We start from the raw sequence: 17,387 nt of genomic DNA, 5'->3' as shown, positions 1-17,387 counted from the left end.
CCCTCCGCAGAGGCATTCCCGACCGCCCCTCGATTCAAAGGGACATCCCCTTTCGGAATAATACAGGGTAAGCTGCTTGCGAAATTGAAGCCGCATGCTACACTTGCTTTTCAAGAGTTGCGGTTCTGTCCGAAAATAGGCTGAGGATGGTTTCTCAGGCGAGGCGTCGACAATGACCGGAAGCATGCGGTGTTCCAAATGTGGATTGACCCAGCTGGCCCGATCGGCCTGCAAAGCGTGCGGCGCGCCGATCGCGGGGATCGCTTCCGGTCTTCCAATCGAGCCGCGGCCTGCCGTCCCTCAACCGATCAAAAGGGAAGCGGTGCCGAAATCCGAGGCGACCGAGACCGATGTCAACGCGGGGGGGACAGGCCTCGTCCACCCTCTCTCCTTCCATGGAACAGGAGGGGCGCTCTTCGCCATCCGGATCATCAACATGTTTCTGACCCTGGTGACCCTCGGCATTTATCACTTCTGGGGAAAGGTCCGCGTCCGCAACTACCTTTGGGGGCAGATGGCGTTCAACGGAGATCGATTTGCCTATCACGGCACCGGCAAAGAGCTCTTCATCGGATTCCTCAAGTCGGCCGTGGTATTCGGTCTCCTCTATGCCCTTTTCCAGGCGGTTCCTTTTGTCCCCGGGGGACTCACCGCCCAAATCGGCGTTCTCCTTCTTGCGTATGGCCTCTTATTGACCTTCATTCCCCTTGCCATGGTCGGGGCGCGCCGGTATCGTTTGAGCCGGACCTCCTGGCGGGGGATCCGGTTTTCATTTCGCGGAGAGGCCGCCCCGTTCATCAAGCTTTTCATTGGGGGAACCCTCCTCAGCATCGTGACGTTGGGACTCTACTATCCGATTTTTATGGTCGATCAATATCGATTTATGACCACGCACACTTACTTCGGAAGCAAGAAATGGGAATTCAACGGGCGAGGGGGCGATCTCTGGGGAAGTTTCGCGGTCGCTGTTTTTCTGTCGATCTTGACCCTCGGTCTTTACTGGTTTTGGTTTCTTGCTAAAAAGCAGCGATATTTGTGGGAGCAGACCACCTTCGGCGCGGCCCGCTTCCGGGCTTCTATGACCGGCGGGGGATTGCTCCTTCTGAATCTTGGAAATATTTTTCTTCTTCTGATGACCTTGGGCCTTGCCTGGCCATGGGTGGTCATCCGAAATATTCGCTACACCCTCTCTCACCTCACAATGGAAGGCCCGCTCGATCTGGCGTCGGTTCAGCAGGAGAGCCAGAGCGCCTCGGCCACGGGGGAGGGGCTGGGAGGACTCCTCAATCTTGATTCCGATTTCGGTGCCGCTTGAACCCTTTGCCGATGGAGTGGCGCGGTTACTACCTCGACGGTCAAACCGCCCATCGGCAAACGGCAACCATTCTCCTCACCGGCAGCGGTCTGAAGGTGACGACCGAGCAGGAGAAGACGTTCTTCTGGCCTTATCGCGAGATTCGCCAGACGCAGGGCTTCTACCCGGGCGAGCAGATCCGGTTGGAATGGGGCGGGCCCGACCCGCAGATCCTTCTCATCTCGGAAGAAGGATTCCTGAATGCCCTTCACCGTCTGGCCCCCGATCAGACGGCCCACTTCAACGACCCGACCCGGCGGAAGCGACGTCTGAAACTCGCTTTCCTTGCCGCTCTTTTTACCGTCGTCTTTTCACTCACCCTTTATTTTTGGGGCATTCCCGCCCTCGCTTCGATGCTCACCCCGCATGTTCCCTTCTCCTGGGAGGAGCGGATGGGGGAGGCGATCGTCGACCAATGGGTCCCGCCGGAGAGCCGATGCAGAGAGGAGCGCCCATCGGCGATCATCGAGGATCTTGTTAAAAAGTTGACCGGCTCTCTTCCGGATGCGCCGTACCGCTTTCGGGTCATCGTCGTCGATCATCCGCTGGTCAATGCTTTTGCCGTGCCGGGCGGGACCACGGTGATCTTTCGAGGGCTGCTGGAGCGGATGCAGACGGCGGAGGAACTCGCCGCCGTCCTCGCGCATGAGTTGCAACACAATCTTCAGCGCCACGCCACGCGATCGATTCTGCAGGACACGTCGATGGGGCTGCTCCTTTCGGCCCTCACCGGAGATGCAACGGGAGGGATCGCATTCGGACTCCAGAGCGCGAAGACATTGGGGCTGATGCACTACAGCCGGCAGAATGAAGAAGAGGCCGATCGGGAGGGAATGCGGATGCTCATTGACGCGGGGATCGACCCGAAGGGAATGATCACCTTCTTCGAAATGATCAAAAAAGAAGGGATGGAAATGCCGGCCGCTTTGAAGTACCTCTCTTCCCATCCGCTGACGGAGGAGCGGATCGAACGGCTGAAGCGCTTGGCAAAAGAAGCCCAAGGCCCGTTCGTCCACCTTCTTCCGGACGACCGATGGGAAGAGCTCCTCCACATTTGCCAATCGCAGGCCGGGCAGCCTTCTATCGAATGAATGACACTCAAACGCTTGACAACGATTTTCGAAACAGATAAAATTTCCAGCCTATGCGGGAGTAACTCAGTGGTAGAGTGCAACCTTCCCAAGGTTGAGGTCGCGGGTTCAAGTCCCGTCTCCCGCTCCAATTTAGCTCGGCAGTTTGTAAGAGTCGGATGAGGCTTCTGTCTGCTCCCCGTTTTATGGGGAGCCATCCCGGCTCGGCTCCCACTCCACCAAGATCAATCGGAATCAGCCGGGTTCTTGTTATTAAGATCCCGGCTTTTTTATGTTTACGGTAAGGACCCGACCAGAATGAAATGGTGCGACGGAGCGCCTCGCTTTGAATTCCTCCCCGAAGATCGGCCCACCCGCGTTTATCTCCTCCGCCACGGGGAGGTGACGACCTTCGAGCGAAGGACCTTCAACGGCCAAACCGATGTCGGGCTCACTCCGCGAGGGCTCTTGCAGCTCGAAGAGGTCGCGGCGCGCCTTGCCTCCTGTCCGATCCGAGAGGTTTATACGAGTGACCTTCAGCGAAGTGTCCGAGGAGGAGAGGCGATTGCAAAAGCATGCGGTGTTTCCCTCTTCCAGATGTCTGAATTACGAGAGAAGCACTTCGGACGCTGGGAGGGGCTCACCGCCGAGGAGATCTCCGGCCGAGATCCGGAGGGATGGTCCGCCTGGTTGACGAATCCGGCCGACAGCCGCCCGGGAGGGGAAGAGTCGTATCGCGAGGTTGGAGAGCGGGCATTGGCGGCCTTTGAGATCATTTTAAGGAAGCATGCGGGGGAAGAGGTGGCGGTCGTCGCGCACGGCGGGGTCAACAAGGTTCTCCTCGCCGACGCGCTTGGACAATCCCCGACGGCCCTTTTCCGGATCGAGCAAAAATATGCCGCGCTGAACATCATCGATTACTTCAAAAACAGAGCTGTCGTGAAACTGATCAACGGCTGATTGACAATCGGGTCGCGGGTAGGATAAAAAGGAACGATTTCTAAAACAAGAGGGAGCGGAGGTTATGGGGATGAAAATGAAGGTACCGAAAGAGATTCTCTTGGAGAGTCAACTGACCGGCTTGGGGACGCCGACGCGGGGGAAGGTGCGCGATATTTACGATCTGGGAGACGCGTTTCTCTTCGTCGCCTCCGATCGGATCTCCGCCTTCGACGTCGTTCTGCCGGAGGGGATTCCCGGAAAAGGTTATGTCCTCACACAGCTCTCTCTGCATTGGTTCGACCTCTTCGCCAAAATGGGCGATTCGGTGCCGAACCATGTAATCACTGCGGAATTCGACCGCTTTCCTGAAAAGTGCCGTCCTTATCGGGATGTTCTGGAAGGGCGGAGCATGCTGGTTCGGAAGGCCGAGCCGCTTCCGGTCGAATGCATCGTCCGAGGGTATCTTTCCGGCTCCGGCTGGAAGGAATATCAAAAAACAGGGACCGTTTGCGGCGAGAAGTTGCCGGCGGGCCTGGTCGAATCGGCCCGTCTTCCGGAGCCGATCTTTACCCCTTCGACCAAGGCGCCGATGGGAACCCACGATATCAACATCTCCTTCGAAGAGATGAAGTCGACGGTCGGAGCCTCCCTCGCGGAAGAGGTCCGCGCGGCGAGCCTGAACATTTACAAAAAGGCGGCGGCGCACGCCGAAAAGCGGGGGATCATTATCGCCGATACCAAGATGGAGTTCGGCCTGGATCCGAAGACGAAACGCCCCCTTTTGATCGACGAACTTCTCACCCCCGACTCTTCCCGTTTCTGGCCGATGGACACCTACGCCCCCGGCAAGGGGCAGCCGAGCTTTGACAAACAGTATGTCCGCGACTATCTCCTCTCGGTCAACTGGAGCGGCACTCCCCCTCCGCCTCATCTCCCCGCCTCGGTTGTGGAGCAGACGAGCCGGAAATATTTTGAAGCGCTCGAACGTTTGGCAAAGTAAGGGCCGTCCGCTGGAATCGGGAGTATATTGTCGGGAGGGTAGTGACTGAGTCTGGAATCAATTTCTGGATTGTCATTCCCGCGCAGGCGGGAAAGCGCCTGGAACCGACTTGATGTGCACAGCGCCTCCGATCGCTTCGCGACAGCAATCCAGTGATTTAAAACCTCTGAATGCCCGCTTCCGCGGGCATGACGACTTTGGAATTTCAAAATGAGTCACTACCGTCGGGAGTATATCGATTGACGAACCGGCGGTAGAGTGTTATAATCCGTTCCACGTAACTTTTTTGGGTCCGCGTATATCCACACAAACCCCAAAGCTTTTTGGGGTTTTTTTTTGAGAGGGAACCGACAGAAGCATGAAGGCCGAAATCCAGAACAAGTTGAGAGAAGACATTCGAAACATTGCGATTATCGCGCACGTCGACCATGGAAAGACGACCTTGGTGGATAAGATGCTCCGGCAGGGAGGGGCTTTTAAATCCCATGAAGGGGTTGTCGAGCGGGTCATGGACTCCAACGACCTGGAACGGGAGCGCGGAATCACGATTTTGGCCAAGAATACGTCGGTTCACTATAAGCAGTTCAAGATCAACATCGTCGATACCCCGGGCCATGCCGACTTTTCGGGAGAGGTGGAGCGGACCCTCAACATGGTGAATGGGGTTCTTCTTCTCGTGGACGCGTTTGAGGGGGCGATGCCCCAGACCAAGTTTGTTCTCAGAAAGGCGCTGGAGCTCAACCTCCGCCCCATCGTCGTCATCAACAAAATCGACCGGGCCGACGCCCGGCCCAAGGAAGTGGTCGATCAGGTGGTCGATCTTTTCCTCGAATTGGAAGCCAATGACGATCAACTCGACTTTCCGATCGTTTACGCCTCGGCCAAAGCGGGCTTCGCCAAGCTGAACCTGGAAGATTCCTCCACCGATCTCTCGCCCCTCTTTGACACGATCATTTCAAGGGTCGGTCCTCCTGCCGGAGATGAGGCGGCGTCGCTACAGATGCTGGTGACCTCTCTTGATTATGATAATTTTGTCGGCCGGATCGCGTTGGGGCGGATCTTTCGCGGGAAAATTCGCGTCGGAGAGACCCTGGCCCTCGTTCAGGGAGAGGGAGCGAATATTAAGGGAAAGGTCACGCGAATTATCGGATATGAGGGGCTGAAAAAGGTGGAATTGGCCGAAGCGGCCGCGGGTGAGATCATCGGCGTGGCCGGCTTTGAAGAGGCGCAGATCGGCGCCACCCTGGCCGATCCGAATGCGCCGGAGGCGCTGCCGACGATCTCCATCGGCGAGCCGACCATTTCGATGAATTTTATGGTGAACACCTCTCCGTTCGCCGGGAAAGAGGGGAAGTTCGTCACGAGCCGCAACCTTCGGGAGCGTCTTTATCGAGAGCTCCGGTCCAACGTCGCGCTCCGAATCGAAGACACCGGGAACACCGATGTTTTCAAGGTGTCGGGGCGGGGAGAACTCCATCTTTCGATTCTCATTGAGACGATGCGACGGGAGGGATATGAGTTTGCCGTTTCGAGGCCGACCGTCATTTTAAAAGAGATCGACGGGAAAACCTATGAGCCGATCGAGCGCCTGATGCTCGATATCGAAGAGGCCTATATTGGGACGGTGATGGAGGGGCTCGGCCGACGGCGGGGAGAGATGGTCAATATGGGGAACACGCTCGGCGGGCACGTTCGTCTCGAATTCGAGGTCCCGTCCAGGGGATTGATCGGTTATCGATCCGAATTTTTAACCGCCACCCGCGGCACGGGAATCATGAACTACACCTTTTCCTCTTTCCAACCGCACAAGGGCGAGATCTCCTCTCGAACAAAGGGGGCGCTGATTTCGATGGAAACCGGCGAGGCGATCCTTTTTTCGCTCCATCATATTCAAGAACGAGGCGTTCTTTTCGTCTCTCCCGGAGAGAAAATTTATGAGGGAATGGTCATCGGCGAGCATTCCCGGGCGAACGACCTGATTGTGAATGCCTCTAAAAAGAAACATCTTACCAATTTCCGCTCTTCCACCGCAGAGGATGCCCTCGTATTGACTCAGCCGAGAAAAATGAGTTTAGAAGAGGCGATTGCCTTCCTGGCGGATGATGAACTCCTGGAAATTACCCCTCAGACAATCCGGTTGCGGAAGAAATACCTAAGCGAACTGGACCGGAAGCGTCTGGCCAAAAAATAGGGTTTTTCTCTCCCGGGACAGGCCTTTGATTCTGGGTGGAAAAAGGTGTTTTGGCTGCGATTTTTGATTTGACAAGCGTTCTTCCGCTGTTATATTATGAAAAATATTTTAAAGGTATCCCACTCATTAAATCAGTGATCGAACCCTTCGATCATTCACCTGAGAAAATAAGGAGTTGTAATGAAGCAGACGCAAGAGCCAGCCTATCGTGTTCTTCCTGGTCCGGAGGGGCTTCTCCCCCCTGCCGCTGCGATCATGGGAATTCATCTTCCGGAAGATGGAGAGGGTTTGGTCGAAGGAAGGATCGTTCCTGAAGAAAAGGCGATGGAGGCCGCGGCGATTGCCATGCTGACGCGGAAAAACCCGACGCTCTTCCCCGGACCGCTCATGTTGTGGGGATGGAATGAACATACCATCGAGAAATCAGCTCCTTTTTTTGAAGTGGCGCGGGAAATCCCCGGCGTTCGCATTATCCCTATGCCCGATTATCGTCCGATCTATCCGAAGATCGATCCGGAAGCGGTGATCAATCCATGCCATCCCAATCTCACCATCTGGCATAATAAAATCGAAGCATGCGTTTTCATCGGTGTTCACTGCCATTTCGCAAATATCACCCTCAAGATGATCCGTGCGGGAACGAATTGCTACACCATCGCCCTCTGCGCCGAAGCGGGCCATGAAGATGCCATGGCCTCCGTCCCCCAGTTCACGGCTGAAAAGCTGAAGAAGTTTGCCGAGACGCTGAAACGGGTGAAGAAGAACGGGATCAAACCGCTGTACGAGGGCCAGGGAATCATCCCCTCCGGATGGGCCCAAATTGCGGGGCTGACCGGGGTCGAGGCGGTGAAGCCTGAAGAGGAGATGGTCGAGGCTGGTTTCGCGCACGATTTGGAAAAAGGGTTGGACGAGAACGAAGAATAACCCGCTGGTTGAATTTTTATTTTGATATTGACCCCCAAGAGATTTTTTGGGGAGCCCTCAATAAGGAGGTCACCGAATAATGAGCGAAGGACTCGGAGAAGAGGTTAAAACAAACCCGCAGGGAGACGTCATCACGGCGGCCCCGGCCCCCTCGAAAGAGGCGAAGAAGGGAGCGGCGGCGCAGAGAATCGTCGATCCCGATTATCTGTTTTTGCAAGCTCCCCGCGAGAAAACGTTTATCACAGGGAGCGAGGCGGCGAAAGAGGCGATCCGGCGCGCGAACGTCGACGTGGCGATCTCCTATCCGATCACCCCTCAGAGCGAAACGATGCAGCAGGTCGGTTATCTCTATGCCGAGGGGTATGTCAAAGATTATTATCGCGGCGAGGAAGAGTATGGCGTGATGTCGGCGATCGCCGGCGCGTCCCGCTCCGGAGTGCGTTGCCTTTCCGCAACCGCCGGACCGGGCCTGATGAGAGGTCTTGAGGTGATCTCCTCCTGGCCGGGCGGACGTCTCCCGGCCGTTCTTCTGATCATGTGCCGGGTGATCAATGCCCCGCTGGCGATTCAGCCTGACAATGTCGAGCTCTCCTACATGCTCAATACCGGCTGCCTTCTCTTCCATGCCGAGAACCAGCAGGATTTTTATGATTATGCGCTTGCGGCGTTTATGATCGGCGAGAAGCCGGAGGTCACCCTTCCCGTCGCGGTGGCGGTGGATGGTTTCTTCGTCACGCATGCGCGCGGCTGGGTGTCGCTTCCAGCGGCAGATATCAAGCTTCCCCCTCGGGATTGTTATCATGAAGCGGTGCCGATGATGGATAACGAAAATCCGCCGATCCGCATTTCGCGTGACGCGCCGATTCAAAAATCGAATTTTATCTCCTATCAGATGCATGCTTCCTGGCAGCAGGAGATCTGGGCGGCGCAGGAGCGTTCCCGGAAGTGGATCGATCGATGGCTGGGAGGGTTGATCGAGGTGGTCAATCCGAAAGCGAAGATCATGATTGTCGCCTCAGGCGCCGCCGTTTCCCAGTCCCGCGAAGCGGTCCGGCAGGCGGCCGAGCAGGGGATTGAAGTCGGTTTGGTGAAGATTCGGTCCATCCGTCCTTTCCCGGCCGATGAGGTCAGGGCGGCGCTCGATCATGCCGAAAAGATTCTTGTTCCCGAGTTCAACTATGTCGGCTGGCTCGCCAAAGAGGTCAAATCGACTATTCGAGGAAGCGAGCGGGTGATTTCTGGGCCGCGGGTGTTCGGTGGAATGTCGATGCCGACGGAGTTGATCTTGGAATATATTACGGGTACGCCAAACAGACGGTAAATAGGAGGTTCTCTCATGTCTTTAGATACCATTCGCGTCTCCCCAGGGTTCCAGAAGTTTTTACCGAAGGAATATCAGGATCTCGTCGAGAACGGTCCTTTTACGAAAGAGAGAAAAGTCTCGGAGCTCGGCTCTTTTAAGGAAATCCTTGAAGAGCATCCGATGTGCGCCGGCTGTGCGATGACCCTCTTCATCCGGGTGACCCTTCTTGCGTTGCCGAGCGTAGAAAATTCCGTCATCATCGGAACGGCCGGCTGCGGGCGGTTGGCATTGAGCCAGGCGGCGATTCCATTCGTCTACGGAAACTACGGAGATACCAATGCGGTCGCCAGCGGATTGAAGCGCGGTCTCTCGGTTCGCTTCAAAGACAAGCCGAAGGATGTGATCGTGATGGCGGGAGACGGCGGATTGGCCGACATCGGTTTCTCGGCGGTGATGCACTCCTGGTTCCGGAAAGAGAAATTCACCACCATCATGCTCGATAACGAAGTCTACGGAAATACCGGAGGACAGGAGAGCGGGATGACCCAAAAGGGGATGGTTTTGAAGATGGCCCCGAACGGGAAAAAATTTGAAAAGATGGATATGATCGGTCTTGCGAAGACCTCCGGCGTGTCCTACATCGCCCGAATCGCCCCGACCAATCCGACCCGCGTGGCGAACACCGTCCGGAAAGCGGTTTTGATTGCGCGTGAGGTCGGCCCGACCTACATCCAGGCCTATACCTCCTGCAACATCGAATATGCGATTCCGACGCCGAAGGTGATGGATGACGCCCGGGAAGTCGAAAAAGATCGGTATGGCTTTATGGAATACATGACCGACGACGCCAAAGCCTATTGGGAAAAGTCAGAGGCGGATCGCCGGAAACTGAAAGCGCCCCAGACAAAATAGGACAACGGCGAGCAGACGATAAGAGGAGGTTGAGCATGGCGGCAATCGATACGGGAGTAAAGCGATTTAACATCCGAATGGCTGGCATCGGAGGTCAGGGGGTGGTAACCGCCTCTCATATCTTAAGCAACGGGGTGATCATCGGAAAAGGGGAGAGCACGCTGGTTCCCTTCTTCGGATCCGAGAAACGGATGGCGCCGGTCGAAAGCTACGTCCGAATCGCGTCGGGGAAAATTTATGAAATCGGGGAGATCATTTATCCCAACATCATCATGATTTTCCATCCTCAGGTGATTACCCACGGCAAATCATATACGATGCCGTTCTATTGGGGTCTGAAGAAAGATGGAGTCGTGTTGATCAACAGCGATGTTCCCGTTCCGATGATTGCGGATCAGGTCCGGGAGCTGGAGGAAAACAACGCGAAGATTTGCTACATCCCCGCGACGAAGATTGCCAACGAAGTCGGCGGGACCGACCTGGCGACCAACATGGCCATGTGCGGCGCCATCGCCGGAATTATCCAGATGCCCGATTTGAAATCGCTGGAGCAGTCGGTGAAAGAGCGTTTTCTCGGAAAAGGATTTGTCGTTTCGGGGGGAACCGCCTCGCTGGACAATGTGATCGAAAAGAAGTTCGCCAAAAAAGCGGAACTGGTGGCGAAGAATTTCGCGGTGGTACAGGCGGCCCATGAGTACGCGATCGAGCAGGGATGGAATCAGTGGCAGAAAGATCGGGTCACCGCCTCGGACAAGCTGCAAAAAGCGGGTGTGAATTAATCAACGTTTGGAGGATGATGGATGTATTCAGTCGCGGATATTGATGTAGACATTTGTGGTGCAACGAAATGCCGGCTTTGCACCCAGTTTTGTCCGGAGTCCAATACGATTTTATACGATTCGGTCCGGGCAACGGCTTACGTCGCGGTAGACCGATGCAAAGGATGCGAGATTTGCGTCGGTGTTTGCGATGATTTGGCGAAGCATCACGCGATTAAGATGCTCCCCATTACCGAATTAAAGAACGGATTCGAAATCCGGAATGTCGGTTTTAAAGACACCCTCGTTACAACGAAATAGTCTCTACGGCATTCGCCATTCACATCGATGGGCTGATCTGATACAATCAGGTCGGCCCATTTTATTTTAAGTTGAGGTCGGTCATGAAATGTCAAAAGTGCGGCCATGAGAACGATCCGGCCATGCCCTGGTGCGACAAGTGTTTAACCGAATTCCCCTCCTCGAAGGGCCGCTATTTGGCCTGTCCGGAATGCCGCCATCAGAACGATCCCGACGCCTTTCACTGCGAGGTCTGCCACGAGCCGCTCCGGCCCGGCCAGTCGGAGTGAGGAGACCAAGACGATGACGCCGCTCCCCGACATCCTGGAGGCCGAGCTCTCGATCGTCTTCGTCGGGATCAACCCGGGAACCACCTCCGCTCAGGTTGGACACTACTACGCCCGCTCAACGAACCTCTTCTGGCCGATGCTCCACGAGAGCGGCCTTCTTCCGCATCCGCTCAAACCGGAGGACGATTGGAAACTGGTCCGATTCGGCATCGGTTTGACCGACGTCGTCAAGCGCTCCTCCGACAGCGCCTCTGATTTGACGAGGGCCGAATTTGAAGCCGGAGCGATCGTCGTTCAAAATAAGATCAGGATGTACCGTCCGCGGATCGTTTGTTTGAATGGATTGACCGCATACCGAGCCCTCTTCGGCCGAAATGAAGGGCCGGGGGCCAAACCCGAAAGGATCGGGGAGAGCAACGTCTTCGTCGTCCCTTCAACCAGTCGGCGAAACGCCGGTTATCCTCGGGAGACGGTTCTCTTTTGGTTCAAGGAGCTCGAGCGGTTTCGAAGGGAGAAAATGGCGTGAGGCGGATCGGCGTACCGGGGCTGTTCGTCTTCATCTGCGTCCTCATCGCATTTTCATCGAATGGAGCGGCGCCCTCTTCGCCGACCCTCGCCGTCGCCGCCGCCTCGGACCTTCAGTTCGCCATGGGAGAGATCGCATCGGCCTTCGAGAAGTCGACGGGGAGCAGGGTGAAAGTCTCCTTTGGCGCCTCCGGGAGCTTCGTTGCACAGATCACGGCGGGCGCGCCGTTCGATCTCTTCTTTTCGGCCGACGAGTCGTATCCGAACCGGTTGATCGAGACGGGACTGGCCATTCCTGAATCGTTTTTCCGATATGCCACCGGACGGCTCGTCCTCTGGGTGCCGAACGAGTCTCCAATCGACGTCGCCAAAGAGGAGATGCGGGCCCTCCTTCACCCGTCGGTCCGGAAAATCGCCATCGCCAATCCGGCCCATGCCCCCTACGGCAAGGCGGCGGTGTCGGCGCTGCAATCGTCGGGGCTTTATGAGCGGGTGCAATCCCGTCTTGTCCTCGGAGAGAACATCTCGCAGGCGACCCAGTTCGTTCAGTCGGGGAATGCCGACATCGGCCTGCTCTCCCTCTCTCACGCGAATGCGGCGGCGATGAAAGAGAAGGGGCGGTTCTGGTTGGTTCCGGCCGACGCTTACCCGCCGCTCCATCAAGGGGTGGTGATCTTACGCCGAAGCCGGGAGGCGGCGTTGGCGCAATCGCTGATCGATTTCATCAAATCGGGAGAGGGAAAAGTGATTCTGGAACGATACGGCTTTACTCTGTCGTCGGAGGCGAAATGAATTGGGAGGCGCTCCGGCTCTCAGTGGAGTTGGCGTTGCTGACCTCGGTCTTCCTTCTCTTGTTAGGGATTCCGTTGGCCCATTGGATCGTCCTCTCTAAATGGCGCTGGAAGTTCTTGGTGGAGGCGGTGGTCGCCCTTCCGATCGTTCTCCCGCCGACCGTTCTCGGCTTTTATCTTTTGGTGGCGTTCGGCCAAAACAGTCCGCTCGGCGCTTTTTATGAGTCGATCGCCGGCACCACCTTGCCGTTTACTTTCGGCGGCCTTTTGGTCGCCTCCATTCTTTATTCTCTCCCCTTTGCGGTGCAGCCTCTGGCGACGGCCTTCGCGGGGGTGAATCCCCGGCTTGTCCAAAGCTCGTGGGTGCTCGGCGAGTCGCGTTGGAGGACCTTTCTTCGGATCGTCCTGCCGCTGTCGAAAAGCGGAATCATCACCGCGTTCGTCCTCAGCTTCGCGCATACCCTGGGGGAGTTCGGCGTTGTCCTGATGGTCGGCGGAAATATTCCGGGGGTGACGCGAACGTTGTCGATCGATCTTTACGATCAGGTCCAGGCGCTCAATTATCGGTCGGCGGGAGAGACGGCCCTTTTTCTCCTGATCCTCTCGTTTTTTTTCCTCTCCATCGTGACTTATATGAACCGAAAGCGACAAGGAGCAGCGGGTGGAACTGAACGTTGATCTCCACTATCCCCTCCCGAAGGGCGGGGGTCTGCAGGCCCATTTTTCCGTTCCGCTCGATTCTCCCCGGATCGTTGTTCTCTTCGGCCCGTCGGGGAGCGGCAAGAGCACACTGCTCCATTGTCTGGCGGGACTTCTTCAGCCGGGGCGGGGAGAGATCCGGCATGGCGACACGATTTGGTTCGATGCGTCGCAAGGGATCTCACTTCCGCCGCAGCGGCGTTCGGTCGGTCTTCTCTTCCAGGACTACCCTCTCTTTCCCCATCTCACCGTTCAAGAAAATATCGCCTATGGCCTGCGCCGGTGGAACCGTGCGGAGAGCGAGCGGTCGGTCCGCGGTTGGATCGACCGGTTTCAGCTGGGCGGAAAGGAGAATCGATTTCCGGCGGCCCTCTCCGGAGGAGAGCAGCAGCGGGTGGCCCTGGCGCGGGCGCTTGCGCCCAAGCCGCGTTTATTGTTGCTCGATGAGCCGTTCTCCGCGCTCGATCTTCGCACGCGGGCGCTTGCTCGCGCTGAGGTGCGGCGATGGGTTGAGGAGGAGCGGGCGACGGCATTGGTCGTCACCCATGACATCGTTGATGCGATGACGTTGGGAGAAGATTTGATCATTCTCTCGGAAGGGGTGATTCTTCAACGGGGCCGCCCGCTCGACATTTTCAGCAGACCGGCCAGTCCCGAGGTGGCAAAGATCGTCGGGGTGGAGAACCTGTTGCCCGCGCAGGTGATCCTTGCTTCGGAAGAGCGGGTGATACTGGAGGTCGGAAAAGGACGAATCATCGCCGTCGGAGAGGCGCCCCCCGGCGGTCGTTGTTTCGTTTCGGTCCGCGCCGAGGAGGTGATCCTGGAGCGGGGTGCGCCGGCCCAGAGCAGCGCGCGCAATCGCCTCGTCGGCTTCATACAAGAGTGCATTCCAGTCGGCGCGCAGGTCCGCGTGGTGATCGATTGCGGCTTCTCCCTGACGGCGCTAGTGACCCGTCAAGCGGTGGAGGAACTCTCTCTCCGGCCGGGCGCGGAGATCACGGCGGTGATCAAAGCCTCCTCGGTTCACCTGATTCCGACGGAATGAAACGGGTCCTTTAATCCTCCTCGACCGTTCCCGCCTTGCCGCCCCCATAAAAGGTGTAGTTGATCGTCTGCAGGAAGAGGTCGTTCATCGCGTCCAGATTGGCACTCATCTTCAAGATGATCTCTTTCAAGAGCTGATGGACCAGCGCGGGCTGCTCTTTCTCCATCTCGTCGTAAACGAACCGATGGAGCAGAAGCACCAAACCGTCCGCGGTGACTTTTGCCCGGGACGCATGCCGCCGGCTCACGAAGAAGGAGAGCTCTCCGAAGAATTGTCCGGAGGGAACGGTCGCGATGACCTGCCGATGGCCGCTGGGGGTCTTCTTTGTGATCTCCACCGACCCTCGCTGAACCAAATACAAAATGCCCGGGAGGTCCTCTTCTTTATAGATGACTTCATTTTTCTTATACTCCCGCTCTTCCACCTTCTGGATAAGATACCGGAGCTCATCGACCGTCAACTGTGAAAAAAGGGGGAACTGTTTCAGATCTTCAACGGTTGTTTTGGTTGCCATTCGTATCCACCTCCTTGCATTCTCAATCGGGTTTCCATGTCTGCGAACTTGTTCTTAGACGCCATCCCATCCGTGGGCACAATATATGAGACGAGGATCGCGTGTCAATGCCTCTTGTCAGGAAACCATTCAGCGGGGAGCTTTGCAGAAGTCTCTCATTGTGACTATAATGGGGTATTTTTAGTGGATCGGAGTCGAAGATGGCCAACTTGAAGAGGCGATTAGCAACCAATGTGGCAGGAAACTTCTTCGTCGACGCCACCTGCATCAATTGCGATACCTGCCGGCAGCTGGCTCCAAAGAGCTTCAAAGAAGAGGGGGACTATTCGGCGGTGGCGCGCCAGCCGGAGGGAGACGCGGAGCTGCTTCAGGCGTATCAAGCGCTCTTGGCCTGCCCGGTCGGATCGATCGGCACGGAGCGGAGCGACAAACCGCGGCTGCAAGAGGCGATGAAAAGTTTCCCGCTCCTTCTGGAAGACGGGGTCTACTATAACGGATTCAACTCGGAGAAGTCGTTCGGCGGGAACAGCTACTTCATCCGCCATCCCGACGGAAACTGGCTGGTCGATTCCCCCCGGTACGTGGGGCGCCTGATCAATGCATTCGAGGAGATGGGGGGAATTCGCACCATTTTTCTGACGCATGAGGATGATGTCGCCGATTCGGCCCGTTACGCCGAGCATTTCGGGGCGACGCGCATCATCCACCGGGCCGACGCTGCGGCTTCGCCGGGGGCGGAGCGGGTCGTGGATGGAGAAGAGCCGATTGTGGTTTCGGAGGCGTTTCAGATCATTCCGGTTCCGGGGCATACCGAGGGGAGCATGGCGCTGCTTTATGATCGGCGGTTTCTCTTTTCGGGCGATCATCTCTGGTGGGACCCCGAACGGAGGGCGCTCAGCGCTCCGGAACGGCTGGTGTGGGACGGGGAGCGCCTGTTGACGTCGGTCGCCAAGCTGCTCGACCATGCGTTCGAATGGGTGCTGCCGGGCCACGGCGACCGCATCCGCCTCACCGCCGTCGAAGCGGCGGCGCACTTAGAGCGTCTGCTCGAGCGCCGTCGCGCGATGGGGCGATAACCGGATCTTCACCCCGTGTTGGCGTGCAATCTCTAAGGTCGACTTGTATTCGCGGAGAAGATCTTCCCTCTCTTGAAGGATCTCGTCGAGAAAAGCGTCGTCGTTTTCGGAGACTTCTTCCAGCGCTTTCTTATAATAGTCGGCTTCGGTTCGGGCGAAGAGCTCGCCGTTTCGAATGGCGATCGCCTTGTGGATCAGAAATAAAATGACGACCGTCTGGAGCAGGATCAATCCAACCAAGATTCGTTGCTTTGAAAAATCCATCCATTCCCTCGTTCGATTTCAAGGAACAACGATTTTCTTTTTCTTTTGTTGTGTTGCGACCAAATGCATTTCGGCTAGGATCTTGAAAAACGATCCCATCCCGAGCTTCGCCTGCTCTCTCAACTTCGGATCAAGCTCGCTGTGGCGGATCATCAATTCAAGACCTTCTAAATAGACCAGGGCCTGCCGGTAGTAACGTTGGATCGGTCCCCGTTTTCCTCCATCCGTTTGCTGGATGGCCGTCATGACGATCTGATACGTCCGCTGCCAGAAATAATCAAACAGCTCTTCGTCCGTGTTCAGGGAACGGTTTTTCTCGTTCCCGATCGGTTTTTGTAGGCCGTGTACGGGCATCGGTCTCTCCTGGCATTCGAGCAATGGCGGTGCCGGGCCATTTTCTCTAAATAATGAATAATCCATCGTGGGATCAAAGCCGTCGTATTCTACAATTCCAGACAAGGATATGCAATAAAAAAATATCCGAGGGACGGAAAAAATGCGGCTCAACCGTCAAAGTCGTTCGGCCGGCTTTTCCCGGACACGACGATGCCGCATTGCAACGGGAAGGCGATGAAACCCTCTTTGTTTTTGTGATAAGATAACGCGGGAGCGGAGATGAATCGGCTCGATTCGTGAGGACCCTGATGAAAACATTCGGTTTAAAAGCGGCGGGGTGGGTGATGGGGTTGTGGATGGTCATTGTCCCGATGGCCGCGCACCCGTCGGAAAATGCCGCGGCGCCGGGCGCCCGGACGGAGATTGCGACCTTCGCCGGGGGCTGTTTTTGGTGCATGGTCCCCCCCTTCGATCAGCTCAAGGGGGTGGTTTCCGTGACGTCCGGCTATACCGGCGGCCACGTCGAGAATCCGACCTATGAGCAGGTCACAGGCGGGAGAACGGGACACACCGAAGCGGTGCAGATTGTCTATGATCCGAATCTCATCGGTTACGACAAATTGCTGGCGATCTTCTGGCTGAATATCGATCCGGTCGCGGTCAACCGGCAGTTTTGCGATTCCGGGGAGCAGTACCGGAGCGAAATTTTCTATCACGGCGAGACGCAGAAGCGCCTGGCGGAGGAGTCGAAAGCGGCCATCGAAAAATCGGGGCGCTTTCGAGAGCCGATCGCGACGAAGATCACCGCCGCCTCCGAATTCTATCCGGCGGAGGATTATCACCAGGATTTCTATAAAAAGAGTCCGGTCCGCTACAAGTTTTATCGTTATCTTTGCGGACGGGATCAGCGTCTCGAGGAATTGTGGGGGAAGGCTCAGGCCGGCCACTGAGGTTTTGGAACGAGACCCTTTCATCCGGAAAGATCGATCCGGACCGAGTTCACCCTTCCTCCACGAATCAACTTCCTGCCGATCTTGTCCTTCACGTAAGAACCCCCCTTCTTAAATAGAGATACACCGATTGTATCCGAAAC

General features: G+C 56.5%; 18 protein-coding genes, 1 tRNA gene and 1 pseudogene. 17 read left to right on the top strand and 3 right to left on the bottom strand.

The features are described 5' to 3' along the window. The first annotated feature begins 172 nt into the window (after nucleotides 1-172). From MCM46_03745 to MCM46_03675, 15 genes and pseudogenes are all read left to right on the top strand, one after another. The gene (locus MCM46_03745; protein MCG3110918.1) at nucleotides 173-1,315 is read left to right on the top strand and encodes a DUF898 domain-containing protein; all 1,143 of its coding nucleotides are present in this window, start codon (nucleotides 173-175) and stop codon (nucleotides 1,313-1,315) included. Between the two features lie 11 nt (nucleotides 1,316-1,326). Beyond that, on the top strand, nucleotides 1,327-2,445 hold the full coding sequence (locus tag MCM46_03740) for a M48 family metallopeptidase (protein MCG3110917.1): 1,119 nt from the start codon (nucleotides 1,327-1,329) through the stop codon (nucleotides 2,443-2,445). A gap of 55 nt (nucleotides 2,446-2,500) precedes the next feature. Continuing rightward, nucleotides 2,501-2,575: transfer RNA gene (locus MCM46_03735), tRNA-Gly, on the top strand. Between the two features lie 167 nt (nucleotides 2,576-2,742). Next, on the top strand, nucleotides 2,743-3,384 hold the full coding sequence (locus MCM46_03730; protein MCG3110916.1) for a histidine phosphatase family protein: 642 nt from the start codon (nucleotides 2,743-2,745) through the stop codon (nucleotides 3,382-3,384). Between the two features lie 70 nt (nucleotides 3,385-3,454). Beyond that, nucleotides 3,455-4,366 carry a phosphoribosylaminoimidazolesuccinocarboxamide synthase gene (locus tag MCM46_03725; GenBank protein MCG3110915.1) on the top strand — a complete coding sequence of 304 codons (912 nt, stop codon included), beginning with the start codon at nucleotides 3,455-3,457 and terminating at the stop codon, nucleotides 4,364-4,366. A gap of 358 nt (nucleotides 4,367-4,724) precedes the next feature. Next, entirely contained in the window at nucleotides 4,725-6,557 is a 1,833-nt protein-coding gene (gene typA, locus MCM46_03720; protein ID MCG3110914.1) for a translational GTPase TypA, read from the top strand. A 180-nt stretch (nucleotides 6,558-6,737) separates the two neighbouring features. Continuing rightward, nucleotides 6,738-7,322: pseudogene (locus MCM46_03715) on the top strand (hypothetical protein). A 238-nt stretch (nucleotides 7,323-7,560) separates the two neighbouring features. Continuing rightward, the gene (locus MCM46_03710) at nucleotides 7,561-8,802 is read left to right on the top strand and encodes a ferredoxin oxidoreductase (protein MCG3110913.1); all 1,242 of its coding nucleotides are present in this window, start codon (nucleotides 7,561-7,563) and stop codon (nucleotides 8,800-8,802) included. Nucleotides 8,803-8,817: 15 nt separating this feature from the next. Further along, nucleotides 8,818-9,696, top strand: coding sequence for a thiamine pyrophosphate-dependent enzyme (locus MCM46_03705; GenBank protein ID MCG3110912.1), 879 nt, complete (start codon nucleotides 8,818-8,820; stop codon nucleotides 9,694-9,696). Nucleotides 9,697-9,731: 35 nt separating this feature from the next. Further along, entirely contained in the window at nucleotides 9,732-10,475 is a 744-nt protein-coding gene (locus MCM46_03700; GenBank protein MCG3110911.1) for a 2-oxoacid:acceptor oxidoreductase family protein, read from the top strand. Between the two features lie 383 nt (nucleotides 10,476-10,858). After that, on the top strand, nucleotides 10,859-11,044 hold the full coding sequence (locus MCM46_03695) for a hypothetical protein (GenBank protein MCG3110910.1): 186 nt from the start codon (nucleotides 10,859-10,861) through the stop codon (nucleotides 11,042-11,044). 13 nt (nucleotides 11,045-11,057) lie between these two features. Further along, on the top strand, nucleotides 11,058-11,570 hold the full coding sequence (locus MCM46_03690) for a mismatch-specific DNA-glycosylase (GenBank protein ID MCG3110909.1): 513 nt from the start codon (nucleotides 11,058-11,060) through the stop codon (nucleotides 11,568-11,570). Beyond that, nucleotides 11,567-12,361 (top strand): molybdate ABC transporter substrate-binding protein, encoded by a 795-nt coding sequence (gene modA / locus MCM46_03685; protein MCG3110908.1) that lies wholly within the window; start codon nucleotides 11,567-11,569, stop codon nucleotides 12,359-12,361. The genes MCM46_03690 and modA overlap by 4 nt, the downstream gene beginning before the upstream one ends. Then, nucleotides 12,358-13,038 carry a molybdate ABC transporter permease subunit gene (gene modB / locus MCM46_03680; protein MCG3110907.1) on the top strand — a complete coding sequence of 227 codons (681 nt, stop codon included), beginning with the start codon at nucleotides 12,358-12,360 and terminating at the stop codon, nucleotides 13,036-13,038. The genes modA and modB overlap by 4 nt, the downstream gene beginning before the upstream one ends. Continuing rightward, nucleotides 13,022-14,104 (top strand): ABC transporter ATP-binding protein, encoded by a 1,083-nt coding sequence (locus tag MCM46_03675; protein ID MCG3110906.1) that lies wholly within the window; start codon nucleotides 13,022-13,024, stop codon nucleotides 14,102-14,104. Before modB ends, MCM46_03675 begins: the two co-directional genes overlap by 17 nt. Before the next feature lie 10 nt (nucleotides 14,105-14,114). Here MCM46_03675 and MCM46_03670 read toward each other — a convergent pair whose 3' ends face one another. Further along, nucleotides 14,115-14,618 (bottom strand): cyclic nucleotide-binding domain-containing protein, encoded by a 504-nt coding sequence (locus MCM46_03670; GenBank protein MCG3110905.1) that lies wholly within the window; start codon nucleotides 14,616-14,618, stop codon nucleotides 14,115-14,117. A 200-nt stretch (nucleotides 14,619-14,818) separates the two neighbouring features. On the opposite strand from MCM46_03670, the gene MCM46_03665 reads away from it, so the two are divergent. Next, complete coding sequence (locus MCM46_03665; GenBank protein ID MCG3110904.1) at nucleotides 14,819-15,694, top strand: MBL fold metallo-hydrolase; 876 nt, start codon at nucleotides 14,819-14,821, stop codon at nucleotides 15,692-15,694. On the opposite strand, the gene MCM46_03660 is transcribed toward MCM46_03665, so the two are convergent. Together MCM46_03660 and MCM46_03655 are read right to left on the bottom strand one after the other, a co-directional pair. Continuing rightward, nucleotides 15,653-15,958 (bottom strand): hypothetical protein, encoded by a 306-nt coding sequence (locus tag MCM46_03660; protein MCG3110903.1) that lies wholly within the window; start codon nucleotides 15,956-15,958, stop codon nucleotides 15,653-15,655. The two genes, MCM46_03665 and MCM46_03660, sit on opposite strands and share 42 nt — an antisense overlap. Before the next feature lie 18 nt (nucleotides 15,959-15,976). Further along, the gene (locus tag MCM46_03655) at nucleotides 15,977-16,312 is read right to left on the bottom strand and encodes a hypothetical protein (GenBank protein ID MCG3110902.1); all 336 of its coding nucleotides are present in this window, start codon (nucleotides 16,310-16,312) and stop codon (nucleotides 15,977-15,979) included. Between the two features lie 290 nt (nucleotides 16,313-16,602). Here MCM46_03655 and msrA point away from each other — a divergent pair, with 290 nt between their 5' ends. Next, nucleotides 16,603-17,244 carry a peptide-methionine (S)-S-oxide reductase MsrA gene (gene msrA / locus MCM46_03650; protein ID MCG3110901.1) on the top strand — a complete coding sequence of 214 codons (642 nt, stop codon included), beginning with the start codon at nucleotides 16,603-16,605 and terminating at the stop codon, nucleotides 17,242-17,244. Nucleotides 17,245-17,387: the final 143 nt, after the last annotated feature.

The sequence above is a fragment of the Candidatus Manganitrophus morganii genome (genome assembly GCA_021651055.1).
GTDB lineage: Bacteria > Nitrospirota > Nitrospiria > SBBL01 > Manganitrophaceae > Manganitrophus > Manganitrophus morganii.
The sequence above is the reverse complement of the archived record's forward strand: the minus strand, read 5'-3'. Positions and strand labels throughout refer to the sequence as shown.